The sequence below is a fragment of the Nocardia shimofusensis NBRC 100134 genome, from assembly GCF_001613125.1.
GTDB lineage: Bacteria > Actinomycetota > Actinomycetes > Mycobacteriales > Mycobacteriaceae > Nocardia > Nocardia shimofusensis.
This window is the reverse complement of the sequence record NZ_BDBT01000034.1, coordinates 23648-42356: the sequence shown is the minus strand read 5'-3', so window position 1 is coordinate 42356 and position 18709 is coordinate 23648. Positions and strand designations below refer to the sequence as shown.

16 protein-coding genes are annotated in these 18709 nt (G+C 69.4%); 11 read left to right on the top strand and 5 right to left on the bottom strand.

The features are described from left to right. Window positions 1–209 precede the first annotated feature (209 nt). On the bottom strand, window positions 210–2027 hold the full coding sequence (leuA, locus tag NS3_RS25075) for a 2-isopropylmalate synthase (RefSeq protein ID WP_067864562.1): 1818 nt from the start codon (window positions 2025–2027) through the stop codon (window positions 210–212). Window positions 2028–2239: 212 nt separating this feature from the next. Between leuA and NS3_RS25070 the strand changes: the two genes are divergently transcribed. The 4 genes from NS3_RS25070 (at window position 2240) to NS3_RS25055 (ending at window position 7578) form a co-directional block, all read left to right on the top strand. Beyond that, entirely contained in the window at window positions 2240–3007 is a 768-nt protein-coding gene (locus NS3_RS25070) for a sulfite exporter TauE/SafE family protein (protein WP_067864494.1), read from the top strand. Between the two features lie 75 nt (window positions 3008–3082). Beyond that, on the top strand, window positions 3083–4882 hold the full coding sequence (locus tag NS3_RS25065) for an alpha/beta hydrolase (RefSeq protein ID WP_245649797.1): 1800 nt from the start codon (window positions 3083–3085) through the stop codon (window positions 4880–4882). Window positions 4883–4952: 70 nt separating this feature from the next. Continuing rightward, complete coding sequence (locus NS3_RS25060) at window positions 4953–6593, top strand: GMC oxidoreductase (RefSeq protein WP_444980684.1); 1641 nt, start codon at window positions 4953–4955, stop codon at window positions 6591–6593. A gap of 94 nt (window positions 6594–6687) precedes the next feature. Then, the gene (locus tag NS3_RS25055; protein WP_067864485.1) at window positions 6688–7578 is read left to right on the top strand and encodes an ion transporter; all 891 of its coding nucleotides are present in this window, start codon (window positions 6688–6690) and stop codon (window positions 7576–7578) included. Between the two features lie 13 nt (window positions 7579–7591). Here NS3_RS25055 and NS3_RS25050 read toward each other — a convergent pair whose 3' ends face one another. Next, entirely contained in the window at window positions 7592–8047 is a 456-nt protein-coding gene (locus NS3_RS25050) for an SRPBCC family protein (protein ID WP_067864482.1), read from the bottom strand. 395 nt (window positions 8048–8442) lie between these two features. On the opposite strand from NS3_RS25050, the gene NS3_RS25045 reads away from it, so the two are divergent. Next, window positions 8443–9027: a dihydrofolate reductase family protein gene (locus NS3_RS25045; protein WP_067864479.1), complete on the top strand. Its 585-nt coding sequence runs from the start codon at window positions 8443–8445 to the stop codon at window positions 9025–9027. Window positions 9028–9070: 43 nt separating this feature from the next. Here NS3_RS25045 and NS3_RS25040 read toward each other — a convergent pair whose 3' ends face one another. Then, on the bottom strand, window positions 9071–9484 hold the full coding sequence (locus NS3_RS25040; protein ID WP_067864559.1) for a secondary thiamine-phosphate synthase enzyme YjbQ: 414 nt from the start codon (window positions 9482–9484) through the stop codon (window positions 9071–9073). A gap of 188 nt (window positions 9485–9672) precedes the next feature. On the opposite strand from NS3_RS25040, the gene NS3_RS25035 reads away from it, so the two are divergent. The 6 genes from NS3_RS25035 to NS3_RS25010 all read left to right on the top strand — a co-directional run bounded on the left by NS3_RS25035 (window position 9673) and on the right by NS3_RS25010 (window position 15747). Next, complete coding sequence (locus NS3_RS25035; RefSeq protein ID WP_067864477.1) at window positions 9673–10656, top strand: alpha/beta hydrolase; 984 nt, start codon at window positions 9673–9675, stop codon at window positions 10654–10656. A 40-nt stretch (window positions 10657–10696) separates the two neighbouring features. Further along, window positions 10697–11530, top strand: a complete 834-nt coding sequence (locus tag NS3_RS25030) for an SDR family NAD(P)-dependent oxidoreductase (RefSeq protein ID WP_067864474.1) — start codon at window positions 10697–10699, stop codon at window positions 11528–11530. A 49-nt stretch (window positions 11531–11579) separates the two neighbouring features. After that, window positions 11580–12338: a hypothetical protein gene (locus tag NS3_RS25025; protein WP_067864471.1), complete on the top strand. Its 759-nt coding sequence runs from the start codon at window positions 11580–11582 to the stop codon at window positions 12336–12338. Window positions 12339–12450: 112 nt separating this feature from the next. Further along, window positions 12451–13716, top strand: a complete 1266-nt coding sequence (locus NS3_RS25020; protein WP_067864469.1) for an aspartate kinase — start codon at window positions 12451–12453, stop codon at window positions 13714–13716. Continuing rightward, complete coding sequence (locus NS3_RS25015; protein ID WP_157101524.1) at window positions 13716–14750, top strand: aspartate-semialdehyde dehydrogenase; 1035 nt, start codon at window positions 13716–13718, stop codon at window positions 14748–14750. Before NS3_RS25020 ends, NS3_RS25015 begins: the two co-directional genes overlap by 1 nt. An 85-nt stretch (window positions 14751–14835) precedes the next feature. Beyond that, complete coding sequence (locus tag NS3_RS25010) at window positions 14836–15747, top strand: aminotransferase class IV (RefSeq protein ID WP_067864463.1); 912 nt, start codon at window positions 14836–14838, stop codon at window positions 15745–15747. 144 nt (window positions 15748–15891) lie between these two features. Here NS3_RS25010 and NS3_RS25005 read toward each other — a convergent pair whose 3' ends face one another. Together NS3_RS25005 and NS3_RS25000 are read right to left on the bottom strand one after the other, a co-directional pair. Then, the gene (locus NS3_RS25005) at window positions 15892–17244 is read right to left on the bottom strand and encodes a serine hydrolase domain-containing protein (RefSeq protein ID WP_067864460.1); all 1353 of its coding nucleotides are present in this window, start codon (window positions 17242–17244) and stop codon (window positions 15892–15894) included. 119 nt (window positions 17245–17363) lie between these two features. Further along, window positions 17364–18629: an APC family permease gene (locus NS3_RS25000; protein WP_067864457.1), complete on the bottom strand. Its 1266-nt coding sequence runs from the start codon at window positions 18627–18629 to the stop codon at window positions 17364–17366. Window positions 18630–18709 lie beyond the last annotated feature (80 nt).

The following is an 18709-nucleotide window of genomic DNA, read 5'->3' as shown; positions in this document are numbered from 1 at the left end:
TGGTCGCCGGTCAGCCGTCCTGGCCTGCTGGTTTCCAGATTGCGGGCACACGAACAGCGGGCTGCGGGCAGGTAGCGCGGCGGAGCGCCGCACGCGGTGAGATCTCTTGTGCCGCTGCCCCATCGGCCCCGGAAAGGGGACGGAGACCGATTTCCGTGGAAACGGCGACGGCCGGGATCGGTGTGATCCCGGCCGTCGTGCGGAATGCCTCAGCTGGCCCGGTTGACCGCCGAGACCACCGCGCGCAGCGAGGCGGTGGTGATGGAGGTGGCGATACCGACGCCCCAGACCACCTTGTCGCCGATCGCGCACTCCACGTACGCGGCCGCCTGGGCGTCGTCACCAGCGGACATGGCGTGCTCGGAGTAGTCCAGCACCCGTACGTCGAAGCCGACGCCGGCGATCGCGTCGACGAACGCGGCCAGCGGGCCGTTGCCCTGACCGGTGACTTCCTGCTCGACGCCGTCGACCTTGACCACCGCGGTGATCGAGTCGACGCCGCCGTCGGTCTCCGAGGCGGTCACCTTCTGCCGGATGCGCTCCAGCGGACGGATCGGGGCCAGGTACTCCTCGTGGAAGACGTCCCACATCTCCTTCGGGGTGACCTCGCCGCCCTCGCCGTCGGTGATCCGCTGCACCGACTGGGAGAATTCGATCTGCAGCCTGCGCGGCAACACCAGACCGTGATCGGTCTTCATGATGTAGGCGACGCCGCCCTTGCCCGACTGCGAGTTCACCCGGATGACGGCCTCGTAGGTGCGTCCCACGTCCTTCGGGTCGATCGGCAGGTAGGGCACCTCCCAGACGATGTCGTCGACGTCGGCGTCGCGCGCGTCGGCGGTCGCCTTCATCGCGTCCAGGCCCTTGTTGATGGCGTCCTGGTGGCTGCCGGAGAACGCGGTGTAGACCAGGTCGCCGCCGTAGGGGTGGCGCTCGTGCACGGGCAGCTGGTTGCAGTACTCGACCGTGCGGCGGATTTCGTCGATGTCGGAGAAGTTGATCTGCGGGTCGATGCCGCGGGAGAACATGTTCATGCCCAGGGTCACCAGGCAGACGTTGCCGGTGCGCTCACCGTTGCCGAACAGGCAGCCCTCGATGCGGTCGGCGCCCGCCTGGTAGCCCAGCTCGGCGGCGGCCACCGCGGTGCCCCGGTCGTTGTGCGGGTGCAGCGACAGCACGATCGACTCGCGGCGGGCCAGGTTGCGGCTCATCCATTCGATCGAGTCGGCGTAGACGTTGGGGGTGGCCATCTCGACGGTCGCGGGCAGGTTGATGATCAGCGGCTTGTCCGGCGTCGGGGCGATGATCTCGGAGACCGCGTCGCAGACCTCCAGCGCGTAGTCCAGTTCGGTGCCGGTGTAGGACTCCGGGCTGTACTCGTAGCGCCAATTGGTGTCGGGGTAGCGCTTCTCGACCTCCAGGCACAGCGTCGCCGCGTCGGTGGCGATCTTCTTCACCTGTTCGCGATCGGCGCGGAAGACCACGCGGCGCTGCAGGATGGAGGTGGAGTTGTAGAAGTGCACGATCACATTGGGCGCGCCCGCGCAGGCCTCGAAGGTGCGCTCGATCAGTTCCTGGCGCGACTGGGTCAGCACCTGGATGGTCACGTCGTCGGGGATCGCGCCGTCCTCGATGATCTCGCGGACGAAGTCGAAATCGGTCTGACTGGCCGAGGGGAAGCCGACCTCGATCTCCTTGTAGCCCATCCGCACCAGCAGGTCGAACATGCGGCGCTTGCGGGCCGGGCTCATCGGGTCGATCAGGGCCTGGTTGCCGTCGCGCAGGTCCACCGCACACCAGCCCGGTGCGCGGTCGATGATCTTGTCCGGCCAGGTGCGTTCGAAGGGAGCCGGCCCTGCGCCGATTGCCGGGCTACCGCCGGGGACCTCTTCGGCGAAAGGCCGGTACCGGTAGGCCGGCATCGAGGAGTTCTTCTGCGCGTTCCATGCGGGTTGATCGGCAGGAGCCGGCTTCGAGGGCGCGGTGATGGTGCGCGAGCCGGATACGAAGGCGTCAGCGGGGGACATGCAATTCTCCAGGGTGTGGTGGAATCCCAATGGTGGGTCGACCGGCGCGGCGAAACCCCGCGACGGGAGCCGGTCCGATCAGAACCCGTCGCGGCGGCCGAGAAGAAGAGCCCGCTGCATGATGGTGCCAGTTTAGCGCCTCAGCGCGCGGGCGGGTGAGCCCGGGTGCCGATGGCCGTGGATGAACTCGCGGGCCGATAGCCTCCCTGATCATGACCTGGCTCGAACAACTGGCGATCCTGGCGGCCGGTGTGGCCGCCGGTGGCATCAACACCATCGTCGGGTCGGGCACCCTGATCACCTTCCCGGTGCTGCTGGCCTTCGGGCTGCCCCCGGTCACCGCGAATGTGTCCAACACCGTCGGTCTCGTGCCCGGTTCGGTCAGCGGCGTGATCGGGTACCGGCGCGAGCTCAGCGGTCAGCGCGACCGGTTGCTGCGGCTGGGCGCGGCCTCTCTGCTCGGCGGCATCACCGGCGCTGTGCTGTTGCTGTGGCTGCCCTCGGAGGCCTTCGACGCGATCGTGCCGGTGCTGATCATCATCGCGCTGGTCCTGGTGGTGGTGCAGCCGCGGCTGGCCGCCTGGGTGAAGCGGCGGCGCGAGGAGGGGACCGACGCGGCTCCCGAGCACGGCGGGTTGATCCTGTGGATCGCGGTCTACGGCACCGGCATCTACGGGGGTTACTTCGGCGCGGCCCAGGGCGTGTTGCTGCTCGGCCTGCTCGGCGTGCTGGTGCACGAGGACATCCAGCGGCTCAACGCCGTGAAGAACGTGCTGGCACTGCTGGTCAACGCGATCGCGGCAGCCGTCTTCATCATGGTCGCCGAGGTGAACTGGCAGGTGGTCGCGCTGATCGCGGCCGGAGCGATCGTCGGCGGGCAGCTGGGCGCGCGGGTCGGGCGGAAGATGCCCCCTAACGTGCTGCGCGCGGTCATCGTCGTGGTGGGCACCATCGCGGTCGTGCGACTGTTGATCACATGAGCTCGACACGACACGAACCGGATCTCCTCATCGAGGATGACGCCATCGGCGGCTGTCGCAGCGCAGGATGTGCACGTGCGTAGGTGGAAGATCGCGCTGGTGGCTCTGGCCGTGCTGGCCGGGCCCGCGCTGGCGGCCGGATGCGCGCAGTCCGCGCGCGAGCTCACGGTGCCCGCCACGCTGGCTGCGCACGCCGACGCGGCGCCGACGCCACAACTGGACTGGACCGACTGCGCGGACGAGCGGCTCGCGGGGTACCGCTGCGCGGTCGCGACCGTCCCGCTGGACTACAGCAGGCTCGACGGGCCGACGATCGAGATCGCGGTGGTAAAGCAGTCCGCGACCGAACCGGACCGTCGCGTCGGCACGCTCTTCGCGGCCGCGGGCGGGCCGGGTGATTCCGGCTTGGACTGGGCGCGGCGCGGACCCATGTTCGCCGGGGAGATCAGCCGCCGCTTCGACATCGTCACCTTCGACCAGCGCGGCGTCGGGGCCAGCACGCCGGTGCGCTGTTTCGCCGACGCCGCCGAGCAGGAGCGGTTCTGGGAGACCCTGGTGCTGCCGCCGCTCACCGAGGAGCAGCAGCGCGCGGCCGCCGAGGCGAGCCGGGCCTACGCCGAGGGATGCGCCCGGCACAGCGGGGAACTGCTGCCACATCTGACCACCGTCGACGCGGCCCGCGACCTGGACCTGCTGCGCCGGGCCGTCGGCGAGGACCAGCTCACCTTCACCGGTGGCTCCTACGCCTCCTACCTCGGTCAGGTCTACGGCGTGCTGTTCGGCGACCGGGTGCGCGCGCTGCACCTGAGCTCGCTGATCGATCCGCGGGCCTACAGCGTCGACACCAGGACGCAGGTCGCCTCCACGGCGGCGGGCACGCACGAGGTGTTCGAGGAGTTCCTGCGGTTGTGCGCGCAGGCAGGCCGCGACGGGTGCGCGTTCGTGGCGGGCGGCGAGCGCGGCGACCTGACCGGCAACCCGGCGCCGTCCGGCGCGCAGAATCCCGGCTCCGAACAGTCCGGCACCGTGCAGCCGAGTCCGGACCAGCCGGCTACCGGACAGCCTGGCGGCGACGTGCCGGGCGGCGACGTGCCGGGCGGCGCATCGCCCAGCACCGAGAAGGCCGGAGGTTCCGGGGGCGCCCGGGTGACCACCACCCTCGAGACGCCGGTGCCCGACGAAGAGATCGACCGGCTGCGCGAGCGCGATGCCGCGCTGTTCGATCGGCTGCGCGAGGGCCCGATCGTCGTCGGCGCGGGCGAGCGCGCGGTCGCGGTCGACTACGCGCAGGCGGTGCGGGCGCACGCGCTGCTGCTCTACGACGCCGAGCAGGGCTGGCCCGCGCTGGCCGGGCTCCTCGCCGAGCTGGAGCGAGGTCAGGCAGGTGACCCGGAGATCGCGCGGCAGGCCCTGGCCGTCGACGTCACCGATCCGGACTTCCTGGACTCCTTCCTCGCGATCACCTGTGCCGACACCGCGCTGCCCCGCGATCCGGATCGCTGGCCGGAACTGGCCGCCCAGACCCCGCAGAACTCCCCGCCGTTCGACGATTTCTGGCTCTACGCCCGCCAGCCGTGCGGCGCGTGGACCACCGCCGAAGACGATCCGCGCCGCGGCGTGACGCCATGGACGCTCATCTCGGAGAAGCCCGCGCTACTGGTCAGCAATGAGTTCGACCCGGTGACTCCGCTGGCCTTCGCCGAGCGGGCACAGCAGGAACTGGTCAACGCCAGACTGGTTGTCGTCGAAGAGGGCTACGGTCACCGGCCCGCCGGAGACTGCGTGCGCAATCTGCGCGAGCGCTACCTGATCGACCTGCGGCTGCCCGCGCCCGGGGCCACCTGCTCGACCCAACAGCTGCCTTTCAGCAACTGAGCCCCCGGTCACACCCCGGATTTCCCGGTTCCGCCGCGCCATGGGGCGCGTTATCCTGCCTCCGCCATGCGTGATTGATGGAGGTGGCCTGGTGCGCAGACGCGCCCTGTTCGAGGCGGCGGGTCTCGCGGCGTTGTTCGCCGGAGCGAGTTCGATTTCGGGGGTACCGCACGCCGCGGCGATACCCGGCTGGCACGACCTGTTCCGGGAGTGGGTGCCGGAGATCTTCGGCCGGCTGCCCGAGCCGCCGAGCCATTCCACCGCCCTGGTCATCGGCTCCGGGTTCGGCGCGGCGGTCACCGCGTTGCGCCTGGCCGAAGCCGGGGTCCAGACCTGCGTGCTCGAACGCGGCTCGCGCTGGCCCAACGATCCGTGGCGCGAGATCTTCACCGGCGACGACCTGCCCGACGGCCGCGGCTTCTGGCATCGCACCAGCTTCACCGGCGTCACCAAGGTGCCGATGACCTTCTCGTCCTTCGGCGGCGTGCTCGACTGCACCGAGTACCCGGGCATCGACGTATGGCGCGCGGCGGCGGTCGGCGGCGGCTCGGTGATCTTCAGCGGCGTGATGATCGCCCCGCAGCGCGCGATGTTCGACGAGGTGTTCCGCGGCGTCGTCGACTACGGCGAACTCGACCGCGTCTACTACCCACGGGTCCGGCAGATGCTGCGGCTCGACCCGATGCCCGCCGACATCTACCGATCCGCGCCGTTCGCGCATTCGCGTGCCTGGGATCAGCAGGTGCGCGCGGCAGGCTACGAGCCCCAGCCCAACGACTCGATCTTCGACTGGAACATCGTGCGCGCCGAACTGTCCGGAGGGGTGCGCCCCTCCGCGACGGTGGCCCGCAGCAACCTCGGAAACTCCAACGGGGCGAAGTTCGACCTGAACCAGAACTACCTGAAGTACGCCGAGGCCACCGGCAAGGCCGCGGTCTATCCGGGGCAGCGGGTCGACGCGATCGCCCGCGAATCCGGCGGCCGGTACGCGGTCACCGTCACCACCCTCGACCCCACCGGCGCCGAACTCGGTACCCGCACGCTGACCTGCGACAAGCTCTTCCTCGGCGCGGGGTCGATCGGCACCTCCGAACTCCTGGTCCGGGCGCGGGCCACCGGGGCGCTGCCCGATCTCGGCGAACATATCGGCGAGGGCTGGGGCACCAACGGCGATGTGGTGCTGGCCAGGGGCGCGAGCAGCCTGGACGGGTTCGGCCAGGGCGTGCCCAGCGCGAGCCGGATCTTCGACGACTCGGACGTGCCGCTGACCCTGGAGAACTGGTACATCCCCGGCATCCCGGTGGAGACCGGCGCGCTGGCCTCCCTCGGCATGGTGCTCGATTCGGCGCGCACCCGGTTCCGCTACGACTCGGCCACCGGCGAGGTCGGCCTGAGCTGGAACCCCGCCGACCGGGAACGGGTGACCGAGGCCGCGCGGGCCGTGGACGAGCGGATCGCCGCGCAGTCCGGCTCGCTGCTGGGTTTCCGCTCGCTGGGCTACGACGCCAACGGCCTGTTCACCGCGCATCCACTCGGCGGCGCGGTGCTGGGCAAGGCGACCGACGAGTACGGGCGGGTGCACGGCCACCCCGGTCTGTATGTGGTGGACGGGGCGATGATCCCCGGCAGCACCGGCACCGTGAATCCCTCGCTGACCATCGCCGCCCTCGCCGAACGCAATATCGAGCGAATCCTGCGCGACGGCCGCTGAACGGGCGAATGTGCTTCCGGCGGGCGCGGGTTCGCCCGTTGCGAGCAGGTGGTCCGGTTACCCTCGTTCGGGACCGGCGTCGAAGGGAACATCCGTGGTAGCGAGCACCAATTCGGGATACGGGGCCGCGCCGGAGCTGGAGCCGCCGGAGTCCGGGGAGTACCCGCGTAAGCCGCCCGCGCTGGCGACCGACTTCGCGATGCTCGGACTGGCGCTGGTCTCGGTGGCGCTGGTGGTGTGGATCAGCTTCTTCGACGTCCCCGAGGACACCTACCGCGCCGTCGTGATGGTGGACTACGCGATCTGCGCGATCTTCGCGGTGGAGTTCCTGTGGCGCTGGCACCGGGCGGGCTGGCCGTGGACCTTCCCGCTGATCTACTGGTACGAAGTGCTCGGCATGATCCCGGTGACCAGCCCGGTCTTCCGCAGTCTGCGGTTGCTGCGCATCGTGGTGATCCTGGTGCGCCTGGCCAGGGTCGCCGACCGGGCCTTCGGCGACCGGGTGACCGCGGTGGTGGTCGGGCGTTTCGTGCGCACCATCGTGGAGGTCATCAAGCGCCCGATGACCATCGCCGTGCTCGACGAGGTGGCCCGCGTTCTACGCACCGGGCACTACACCCGCAATATCGCGGCCGCGCTGGAGGAGAACCGCGCGGAGATGGACGAGATGATCCTCGAGTTCATCAAGAAGGATCCGCACGCGGGCAAGGTCCGCTACATCCCGTTCCACGACGACATCATCCGCCTGATCGCCGACACCACGTTCCGCATCGTCTTCCAGGTGCTGGCCGACCCGCGCACCGACGAGCTGGTCTCGGACATGATCAGGGAGAACGTCGACCAGATCCGCGGCGCGGTGCGCGACGGAGTGCAGGTCGTGCCCGCGGCGTACGGCCCCACGGCGCATCACGAGTCGGTGGCTCACAACCTCGGAAACTGCGATCCGGACGAATGCTCCGACGACCGGATACCGCCGGTCCGATAATTATGCGATTTCGCTATATCGAGTGGTATTGCTCGGATCCCGGGAAGCTCTCGGCGAATTCCGCGAAATTCTGCGCCGCCGTCTCGTGCCAGCGCTGCACGGTGCGCTTCATCAGCAGGCCGGGCAACGGCATTCGGGACTGCAATTCCATGTGGTACCAGACCTGGGTGCCCTCGCGATTCGCGGCCACCTCGAACCAGCCGCCGCCGCCGATCCCGCGCGAGCTGTCGACCACCTGCCAGGAGGCGCGGTTGCCGGTCCACTCGTATTCGAGGACCTGCAGATCGGAGCTGCCGAGCACATCGGCTGTGACGTAGACCCGGTGCGGCCTGCCGTCCTCGTGTCGAGTCGCGACCCGGGCGTCGACATACATCGACCATTCCGGGAGCATTTCTATCGCCGCCACCATGTCCAGTACTTGCTCGGGTCCGGCGTCGACCGTGAAGCGGATATCGGTTTTCGTGCGCATAACGGGTACCTCCGCCCCCCGGTGGATCGATCTGGGCCGATTCTGCACAGCGCCGTTCCGATCCGTCAACCACGGGTTTTGTGCCGATTCGAGGCTACTGGCAAGTAGTGCGATGAACCCGATTTCGCGAAAAGCTGCCGTCGGGTAGCCGTAACTGCCGATAGAAGCGCCGGACGGCTTCGTGGGTGATCAATTTCGCTACGGCGGCGGGTCCCGCATTCCGGTGATGTTTATCACAGTTTGATCACAGGATGATCAATCCGAAGTGATTGCGCCCATCGATTCGCGAATCGGCCCGCGCGGTAGGGGTGCGCATGGACGACTCTTGACGCCACTTCGATTGTAGTACTATGGTGAGACCACTTCAATTGTAGTGCAACTGAACGGTGGTCGGTATGCGAAAGCTCATCTACTTCGTCGGTATGTCGCTGGACGGCTACATCGCGGGCCCCGCCGACGAGGTCGACTTCCTTCCGGTCGCCGACGATTTCCGGGAGTGGCTGTGCCAGGACTACCCGGACACGCTGCCCACTCATGTCCGGCCGCACTTCGGCCTCGCGGCGGACGCCGCGAACCGGCACTTCGACACCGTGGTGATGGGTCGCAACACCTACCTGCCCGCGCTCTCGCTCGGCATCGTCAACCCGTACGCGCACCTGCGGCAGTATGTCGTGTCCAGCAGCCTCGAGCCGGTGGGCGATCCCGCGGTCGAGATCGTCTCCGGTGACCCGGTCGGCCTGGTGCGCCGGCTCGCCGCCGAACCCGGTCCCGAGGGGCTCGATATCTGGCTCGCCGGCGGTGGCAAGCTGGCCGCGCAACTGCTCGGCGAAATCGACGAGCTCGTCGTCAAGAGCTATCCGGTGGTGGCGGGCGGCGGCATCCCGGCCTTCGCCGACGGCTTCGATCCGACCGCCTTCACGCCCACCGCGCGCAGGCAGTTCGCCGACGGCACGCAGGTCAGCTGGTTCACCCGCGGCTGAGGCCGGATCGGCCGGGGGTCCGGGCCGGATCGGCCGGGCGCGCTCAGGAGGGGTCGGCGAGAAAGGACAGTCGCACCTGGCGGTCGGGATTGTCGACATTGAGGTCGACCAGGGCGATCGACTGCCAGGTGCCCAGTGTCAGGCGGCCGTCGAGCACCGGCACCGTCGCGTACGGCGCGATCATCGCGGGCATGACGTGTGAGCGGCCGTGCCCGCGCGAGCCGTGCGCATGGCGCCAGCGGTCGTCGGCGGGCAACAGGTCGCGCAGGGCCGCCAGCAGGTCGTCGTCGCTGCGCGCGCCGAGCTCCATCACCGCGATGCCCGCGGTGGCGTGTGGGACGAACACGTGCAGCAAGCCGTCGCCACCGATGTCGGCGGCGAACTTCGCGCACTCGGGGGTCAGATCGCGCACGACTTCGGACCGGCCGGTGTGCACGTCGATCACGATGCTCTTCATGGGCACCATGCTCGTCGCGCGCGCCGGGTCCATCAAGCGGCCGATCGGTGCGCCGACCGGCGCCGACGGGTATTGACATCACCTGATGCAACATGAATCATACGATTCATATGATGGTCCGTCCCGGGCCCGCCGCGGCCCGCGACGCTCGCCGTGCGGCGCCAGGGCGCAGCCGGAGAGGCGAAGCAATGACGCTCACCCCCGAACCCCGCCACCACCCGGAGGGTGGCCGGCCCAGTCGGCGGTCCGTGGTCGCGACGCGCCTGGTGCGCGGCTTGGTGCGCCCGGCGCTGCGCCATGTGCCCATCACCCCGCCGGTGCTGCGGGTCGCCCCGCTGATCGACCTCGCCGCCCGGCTGCTGCCGGTGCAGACCGGGATCGACGTCGAGACCGTCCGCGACGGGCAGGTCCACTGCGAGATCGTCCGGGCCGACGGCGTGGGGGAGGGCTACGCTCGCGGCTCGGTTCTCTACTTCCACGGCGGTGGCTTCGTCGCGGGTGGGTTCCACACCCACCGCCGCCTGGCCGCCGCGCTGTCGGAGCGGACCGGTCTGCCGGTCGTCCAGGCGCGCTACCGCTACCTGCCCGACGCGACGGTGCCGGAGTCGGTGAGTGACTGCCTGGCCGCCTATCGCTGGCTGCTCGGCCAGGGCATCGCCCCGGAGTCGGTGGTGTTCGCGGGCGACTCGGCGGGCGGTTTCCTCTCACTGAGCACCGCGCTCGGGTCCGCCACCGCCGACCTGCCGTCACCGGGCGCGGTGGTCGCGGTCAGCCCTTGGCTCGATCTGGACATGGCGGACAAGCTTGCCCACCGCAATGCCGCCACCGAGCCGTTCCTGCCTGCCGCCGCCTTCGCCCGGATCGCCGAACTCGGCGGCCACCTCGACGGGCACCTCGACCCCGCGCTGTCGCCGGTCAACGGTGACCTCGCCACTCTGCCGCCGACCTTGCTGCTGGCCTGCGACGACGAGTTCCTGCGGCTGGACTCCGAGGTCATGGCGTCCCGGCTGGCCGCCGCGGGCGTGCCGCACGAACTGCACATCTGGCGCGGGCAGATCCACGCGTTCCCGGTGGTGTTCCCCTTCCTGCCCGAGAGCAGGGAGGTCACCGAGGTGATCGCCCGATTCGTCCGCGAGCACGTGCGCGCCGCGGTCGCGACGCCGGCGGCCTGAGCGCCCGACCGCATCCGGCATCGACCCACCAGGGGGACCCATGTCAGACCACTACCGAAACCACGTCGCCGTCGTCACCGGCGCGGCCTCCGGAATGGGCCGTGAACTCGCCGTCGAGCTGGCCAGGCGCGGCGCGCGTCTGGCGCTGTGCGATGTCGACGCCGCCGGGCTCGCCGAGACCGCCGCGCGCTGCCGGGTGCAGCGCGCCGAGGTGCTGACCGAAATCGTCGACGTCTCGCAGTACGAGCAGGTGCAGCGCTTCGCCGACGCCGTGATCGAGCGCTACGGCGTGGTGAACGACCTGTTCGACAACGCGGGCGTCGGTTTCGTCGGCACCGTCGAACGGAGCGAGCTGAAAGACATCGTCCGGGTCGTCGATATCGACTTCTGGGGTGTGGTGCACGGCGTCAAGGCGTTCCTGCCGCATCTGATCGCCTCCGGGGCGGGGCGGATCGCCAACACCTCCAGCGTGTTCGGGCTGTTCTCCGCGCCCAGCCAGAGCGCCTACAACGCCGCGAAGTTCGCGGTACGCGGCTTCACCGAATCGCTGCGCCAGGAAATGCTGATCGCCGGGCATCCGGTCAGCGTGAGCGTCGTGTATCCCGGCGGCATCCGCACCGCCATCGCCGCCAACGCCACCGGGGTGGACAGCGCCGAGCTCGCCGACCTGGCCGCGCTGTTCGAGCGCAATGCGATGACCAGTCCCGAACGCGCGGCGCGGGTGATCCTCGACGGCACCGCCGCGGGCAAACCCAAGATCCTCGTCGGACCCGACGCCAAGGTCGGCGATCTCATTGTGCGTGTCCTGGGCGCCTCCTATATGCGCCTGCTCGCCAAGGCGAGCGCTCGGTTGTTCAGCGCGGGCCCCCGATAGCGCTCGACCGGCGACCACAGCCCCACCGACCCCACAACGAGGGAGCGTCATGTTCACCGAGGAGAAGTTCCAGCAGGCGCTGCGCACGCCGCGTCTGTCCCGTCCGGTCCCGGAATTCCTCAACGCCAACCGGGGCGTGCCGGTCCGTGCCATCCCCGAGCACGAACTACAGGCCACCACCAAGGCCTGGTTCGACGACTTCGAGCGCAAGATCGAGTTCTACCGCAAGCTCGACGTGGATCTGTCCTGGCTGATGGAATGGGCCAAGAAGTACTGGTGGAGCTGGATCGACCGGGACATGAGCTACAACCACGAGCTCTACGCCGCCGACATGCGTTACACCGACGTCACCACCTTCGGGCGCACGATCGTCGGCATCGAGGACTTCGTCACCTACAACATGGCCTTCTTCGACGCCATCCCGGACTGGCGCTACGACCCGCTGCCCGGCCAGATCTACATCGACGTCACCCCGGAGGGCCGGGTCCGCACGGTTATCCGCTACATCGGCAGCGGGCACTGGAGCGGCCCCCTGCGGCTGTACCCCTACGACGAGACCGCGCCGGTCCTCCACGGCACCGGCCGGTTCATCCAGTGCAGCGCCGTCGACCGCTACCACTTCGACGCGAACGGCCTGATGGAAGAGGGGGAGACTCTCTACGACTTCCTCGACGCCACTCAGCGCGCCGGAGTGCTCCCGCGCGACGACAGCTGGCAGTTCAAAGCGCTGTTCGCCGCCTCCAAACTGCCCGCCCTCGCCGAGGACGTGCGCGCGCGGCTACCCCTGCCCGGGTGGGGCAAACACTGATCGCCCCAGCGTGGCGAGGGTCACGCTGGAGGAGGTAGCCACCGGTACGGGCGGTTCCGGCCGGTAGTCTGGTCTGCTGTCAGCAGCCGCAAGCGATCTGGGAGGACCTGCCGTGGCTCTCGTTGTTCAGAAGTACGGAGGATCGTCGGTGGCCACCGCCGAACGCATCCGGCGCGTCGCTGAACGGATCGTCGAGACCAAGAAGCAGGGGCACGATGTGGTCGTCGTCTGCTCCGCGATGGGCGACACCACCGACGAACTCCTCGACCTGGCCGAGCAGGTGGCCCCCGCGCCGCCCGCCCGCGAGATGGACATGCTGCTCACCTCCGGTGAGCGCATCTCCAACGCGTTGGTCGCCATGGCGATCCACAGCCTCGGCGCGCAGGCCCGCTCCTTCACCGGCTCCCAAGCCGGCGTCATCACCACCGGGGCGCACGGCAACGCCAAGATCATCGACGTCACCCCGGGCAGGCTGCGCGAGGCGCTCGACGAGGGCACCATCGTGCTGGTCGCCGGTTTCCAGGGTGTCAGCCAGGACAGCAAGGACGTGACCACGCTCGGCCGCGGTGGCTCCGACACCACCGCCGTCGCGCTGGCCGCCGCGCTCGAGGCCGACGTCTGCGAGATCTACACCGACGTCGACGGCGTGTTCACCGCCGATCCGCGCATCGTCCCCGACGCGCAGCGCCTCGAACAGGTCTCCTACGAGGAGATGCTCGAGATGGCGGCCTGTGGTTCCAAAGTTCTGATGTTGCGCTGCGTGGAATACGCGCGCCGCTACAACGTGCCCGTGCATGTCCGCTCGTCCTACACCGACAAGCCGGGCACCTATGTCTATGGATCGATGGAGGACATCCCCTTGGAGAAAGCAATCCTCACCGGTGTCGCGCACGATCGCAGCGAAGCCAAGGTGACCGTCGTCGGCCTGCCGGACGAGCCGGGCTATGCCGCCAAGGTGTTCCGCGCCGTCGCCGACGCCGAGGTCAACATCGACATGGTGCTGCAGAACATCTCCAAGGTGGAGACCGGCAAGACCGACATCACCTTCACCCTGCCCAAGACCGACGGCGCCCGCGCGGTGGAGCTGCTCACCAAGCGGCAGAGCGAGATCGGCTTCTCCCAGGTCCTCTACGACGACCTGATCGGCAAGGTCTCCCTGGTGGGCGCGGGCATGAAGAGCCATCCCGGCGTCACGGCCACGTTCTGTGAGGCGCTGGCCGAGGCCGGTATCAACATCGATCTCATCTCCACCTCCGAGATCCGTATCTCGGTCCTGGTCAAGGACACCGAGCTCGACGACGCCGTGAAGGTGCTGCACCGCGCCTTCGATCTCGGCGGTGACGAGGTGGCCGTGGTGCACGCGGGAACGGGGCGATAATCATGGTTCGTGTAGGAGTGGTCGGCGCGACCGGTCAGGTCGGCGCCGTCATGCGCAAGCTGCTCGAAGAGCGCGACTTCCCGGCCGACGAACTGCGGTTCTTCGCCTCGGCGCGCTCGGCGGGCAAGACCCTGCCCTGGCGCGGCGGCGAGATCGTGGTGGAGGACACCGAGACCGCCGATCCGACCGGCCTGGACATCGCGCTGTTCTCCGCGGGCGCGACCATGTCCCGGGTGCAGGCCCCGCGCTTCGCGGCCGCGGGCGTCACGGTCATCGACAATTCCTCGGCCTGGCGCAAGGATCCCGAGGTGCCGCTGGTGGTCTCCGAGGTGAACCCGGAGGCGACCCGCAACCTGGTCAAGGGCATCATCGCCAACCCGAACTGCACCACCATGGCGGCCATGCCGGTGCTCAAGCCGCTGCACGACGCGGCGGGTTTGCAGCGCCTGATCATCTCCAGCTACCAGGCGGTCTCCGGTAGCGGCCTGGCCGGTGTGGAAGAGCTGGCCTCCCAGGTGCGCGCCGTGGCGGACCAGGCCGAGAAGCTGGTGCACGACGGCAGCGCCGTGCAGTTCCCCGCGCCGAACAAGTACGTCGCGCCGATCGCCTTCGACGTCATTCCGCTGGCGGGCTCACTCGTCGACGACGGCAGCGGCGAGACCGACGAGGACCAGAAGCTGCGCAACGAGAGCCGCAAGATCCTCGGCCTGCCCGATCTGGCCGTGAGCGGCACCTGCGTGCGCGTCCCGGTCTTCACCGGCCACTCGCTGTCGATCAACGCCGAGTTCGCCGATCCGCTGTCGGTCGAGCGCGCCAAGGAACTGCTGTCCAAGGCTCCCGGCGTGAAGCTGGTCGACGTGCCGACTCCGCTGCAGGCGGCGGGCATCGACGAGTCGCTGGTCGGGCGCATCCGCCAGGATCCGGGCGTCCCCGACGGCCGCGGCCTCGCGCTGTTCGTCTCCGGCGACAACCTGCGAAAGGGCGCCGCGCTGAACACCATCCAGATCGCCGAAGTGCTGCTCAGCCAGCGCTGAGGTCACCGGAACCGGATACCGACGGGTGCGCCCGGCGCGAGAAAAGGGGTTCTCTCGCGCCGGGCGCTCCTGTTAGCCTGCGCCGGTGGCGAATCCTCATGCTCAGGTCTTCCTCGGTGATCGGCTCGTAGCGGCCGAAGACGCACACCTCGGGGTGGCTTCCTCGGCGGTGCTCTACGGCCTCAGCGTGTACACGGTGTTCCCCGTGCACGTGGACGGCTCGGCCCGTACCGCGTTCCGGCTCGACGATCACTTCCGGCGGCTCGAGGAGTCCTGCAAGATCATCGGCATCGACCGGTTCGCCGCGGAGTGGGATTACCCGCGGTTCGTCGCGACGGTGCGCGAATTGATCGCCGCCAACGCGCCCGCCACCGAGGTGTTCGTGCGTGCGACGGTCCACGTCTCGGCCTCGATTCCCGGCACGCGGGTGCGCGGTTGCGAGATCACCGTGAGCATGTTCGTCTACGACGCGGTGCCGATCGTCCCGCAGGACGGCATGCGCCTGAAATCCTCGCCGTGGCGTCGCATTCCGGACAACGCGATTCCCTCGCGCGCGAAAGTCAACGGCGCCTATGTGAATTCGGTGCTGGCGAAACAGGACGCGATCGACAGCGGTTACGACGACTGTATTTTCCTCGACGGCAACGGGCACGTCTGCGAACTCAGCGCCGCCAATATCTTCCTGGTCCGCGGTGGCACTCTCATCACCCCGGACGTTTCCTGCGACATTCTCGACGGCATCAATCGCCGTACCATTCTCACCCTCGCCGCCGAGGACGGGATCCCGGTCGTGGAACGCACCGTCGACCTGACCGAGTTGTACATCGCCGACGAGGTTTTCGTCACCGGAACCTCTGCCGGGGTGGCCCCGGTGATCGAGGTGGACGGCCGGATCGTCGCCGACGGGAAACCCGGTCCCCTCGCCGGAGCGTTGCGCAAGGCGCACGCCGCCGCGTTGCGCACCGACGACGTGCACGGCTGGATCACCGCGCTCTGACCCGCCCCCACGCCGACCGGCCGTCCGCGCCTGCTCGGTCGAGCTCTGACCGACGTACGCAGACGGCTCGGGCCGGAGCCAGGGGAACCGGGGTCGGTGCTACCCCACCGGTGAATCGACCCGGCCGGGACGGCCGGGATAGGATCAGCGGATGCCGGGCGTGCGCGGATCGGTGCCGAGACAGGCCAGCAGGAAGCACCCCGGCGGGGCGTCGGCGAACGGCGCGGCCAGCCGATAGTGCAGGCAGGAGAAGACATTACAGCCCGGATAGGCGGCCGGGCCGAGACCGAAGACGGCGATCAGCAGATCGGTGTCGACATACCGGCCCGGATCCGTGCGTAGCGGCGGCTCCTGGTACGGGGCGGGGTCGCCGAGCGGCCGCCCGGGCATGGCAGCGGCCAGCATGCGGAAGAATTCGTGCGACAATTCGCCGAAGTTCTGCAACACGCCCTGCGCACCGTACCGGCTGACATTGCCGAACACGCCCGTCCACATCACCACCAGATCGAGGCTCGGTACCACGAAGATGTTCTGCAGGCCGAGGCCCGAGGTCGAATAAGTGTCCGACGGCAGGAAATTCGGGATCTCCGCACAGCCGTTGCCGGTCCAGAAGAGGTAGCCGTAACAGGGGTTGGCGCGGGAAGGGGAACGTGCCTCGCGCAGGTAGTCGGCCGAGACGATCTGCCGGTCGCCCCACCGCCCGTCCGCGGCGATCAGCAGGCCGAGTTCGGCGAAGTCGTCCGGTGGGATCATCAGATGCGCGTACCCGTAGGTATTGCCCGAGCGGTCTTTGGCCCAGTAGTAGTCGCCGCGTTCGATGCCGAGCGGATCGAACAACTCGCGTTGTGCGAACTGCTGCAACGGTTCCCCCAGCGCGAGTTCGATGACATAGGCGAGCAGGTCGACATTGCGCTGGCTGTAGCTGAACACCGTGCCGGGCGCGTTGACCAGCGGCACGCCGAGCGCCTGCACCGCGCTGTTCGGGTCGATGGGGACAGCGCCGGTGATGCCCTCGGTCACCACGGCGGCCTTCATGCCCGAGGTTTCGGTGAGCAGATTGTGCACGGTGATCGCCCGATGTGCGGCGTCGCCCAGTCCGGCGGGCAGGTAGCGGTCGATGGGGGCGTGCAGGTCGAGGGCGCCGCGGTCGATGGCCATGCCCGCCAGCAACGAGACGACGCTCTTGGTGGAACTCCAGACATTCCACGGGACGCGGCCGGTCTCGGTGTTGTTCGGTCCCTCGCCGATCAGGCAGTTGTTCCGGAAGATCTGTACATTGAACCGATTTCGCCCGGCGGCGAAACGCAATGCCGCGTCCAGTCCTTCGGCGTCGAACCCGGCGGCCTCGGGGGTCGCCCGTTGTGGCTCCCGGCCGGAATCGACGGCACAGTGGGCGAGCGGTTGCGCCTGTGCGGCACCGGAAACCGCTCCGGACATCACCGCCGTCCCCACCACCAAAGCCATCGTCGCCACCGCGGCGGGCCATCTTCGCCCCATGGGCCATGAGGCTACCGGCCCGCGGGCCCGGCGCGCGCCGTCTCGGCGGCGTCATGCCCCGGCGGCCGAGACGGCGTGCCGCTCCCGGCCCCGGCACCGCCGCGGGTGTCCGCCGCACCTCAGCTCGCGCGGGCCGAACGCCGGCGGGGGCCGCGCAGCGCGTACCACCCCGCACCCAGGGCGAGCACCGCGAGACCGGCCAGCACCGAGTGCAGCGGCAAGGCGAACGCCACCACCACGCACCCACTCGCGCCGGCGAACGGAATCCAGCGCGGTGGACGGCCCTCCTCCGGACGCAGCGTGCTCGCCGAGAGATTCGCGACCAGGTAATAGGCCAGCACCGTGAACGAGGAGAACCCGATGGCCGCGCGCAGATCGAACAGCAGCACGGCCACCGAAACCACCGCGCCGACCACGATCTCCGCGCGATGCGGCACCCCGAATCGCGGGTGCACCGCCGAGAGCGCCGCGGGCAGATGCGCGTCGCGCGCCATCGCCAGAGTCGTCCGGGAGACGCCGAGCAGCAGCGCGAGCAACGAGCCGCCCGCCGCCAGTACGGCCGCGATCCTCACCAGCGGCGCCAGCCACGGCGCACCCGCCGCGGTGACCACCTGCGCCAGCGGGTCGGCGGCCGCGGCGAGCCCGGCCGAACCGAGCGTCAGCAATGCCGCGCTCGCCACCAGGGCGTACACCACCAGCGCCAGGCCGAGGGCGATCAGGATCGCGCGCGGAATCGTGCGCTCCGGCGCCCGGACCTCCTCACCGAGCGTGGCGATCCGCGCGTAACCGGCGAAGGCGAAGAACAACAGTCCGGCCGCCTCGAGCACGCCGCCCGGCCCGATCCGCTCCGGCAGCCGGGCCGCGCTCGCGTGCTCACCGGCGAAACCCGCCGCCACGACAGCCAGCAGCACGGCCAGTGTCGTGCCCACCAGAATCCGGGTGGCGAACGCGGATCTCTGCACCCCGGTGTAGTTCAGCGCGGTGATCGCCACGACCGTGGCGACCGCGACGTATCTCGCGTACTCCGGCCAGGCGTAGTACCCGACGGTCAAGGCCATCGCCGCGCAGGAGGCCGTTTTGCCGACCACGAACCCCCAGCCCGCCAGGTATCCCCAGAACGGTCCGAGCCGTTCCCGGCCGTAGACATACGCGCCGCCGGAGACGGGATAGCGGGCGGCCAGCCGGGCGGTGGAGGTCGCGTTGCAGTAGGCCAGCAGCGCCGCCACCGCCAGGGCGAGCAGCAGCCACCGGCCCGCCGCGCCCGCCGCCGGGGCGAGCGCGGCGAAGATGCCCGCGCCGACCATCGAGCCGAGACCGATGGTCACCGAGTCGGTGAGGCCGAGTCTGCGGTGCAGCGCCTCGCCTGAACCGGATGCCGAAGTCATAGGTGCATCCTGGCCTGCGATGCGGGCCGGGGCGTGCCGAACAAGCGAACAGCGGTGGTCGGAACGGAAGAAGCGCCGCC

Bases quoted from the DNA above. Each gene is read 5' to 3' on its own strand.
- leuA (WP_067864562.1), bottom strand. From the start codon at position 2,027: ATGTCCCCCGCTGACGCCTTCGTATCCGGCTCGCGCACCATCACCGCG.
- NS3_RS25070 (WP_067864494.1), top strand. From the start codon at position 2,240: ATGACCTGGCTCGAACAACTGGCGATCCTGGCGGCCGGTGTGGCCGCC.
- NS3_RS25050 (WP_067864482.1), bottom strand. From the start codon at position 8,047: ATGCGCACGAAAACCGATATCCGCTTCACGGTCGACGCCGGACCCGAG.
- NS3_RS25045 (WP_067864479.1), top strand. From the start codon at position 8,443: ATGCGAAAGCTCATCTACTTCGTCGGTATGTCGCTGGACGGCTACATC.
- NS3_RS25040 (WP_067864559.1), bottom strand. From the start codon at position 9,484: ATGAAGAGCATCGTGATCGACGTGCACACCGGCCGGTCCGAAGTCGTG.
- NS3_RS25035 (WP_067864477.1), top strand. From the start codon at position 9,673: ATGACGCTCACCCCCGAACCCCGCCACCACCCGGAGGGTGGCCGGCCC.
- NS3_RS25030 (WP_067864474.1), top strand. From the start codon at position 10,697: ATGTCAGACCACTACCGAAACCACGTCGCCGTCGTCACCGGCGCGGCC.
- NS3_RS25025 (WP_067864471.1), top strand. From the start codon at position 11,580: ATGTTCACCGAGGAGAAGTTCCAGCAGGCGCTGCGCACGCCGCGTCTG.
- NS3_RS25005 (WP_067864460.1), bottom strand. From the start codon at position 17,244: ATGGGGCGAAGATGGCCCGCCGCGGTGGCGACGATGGCTTTGGTGGTG.
- NS3_RS25000 (WP_067864457.1), bottom strand. From the start codon at position 18,629: ATGACTTCGGCATCCGGTTCAGGCGAGGCGCTGCACCGCAGACTCGGC.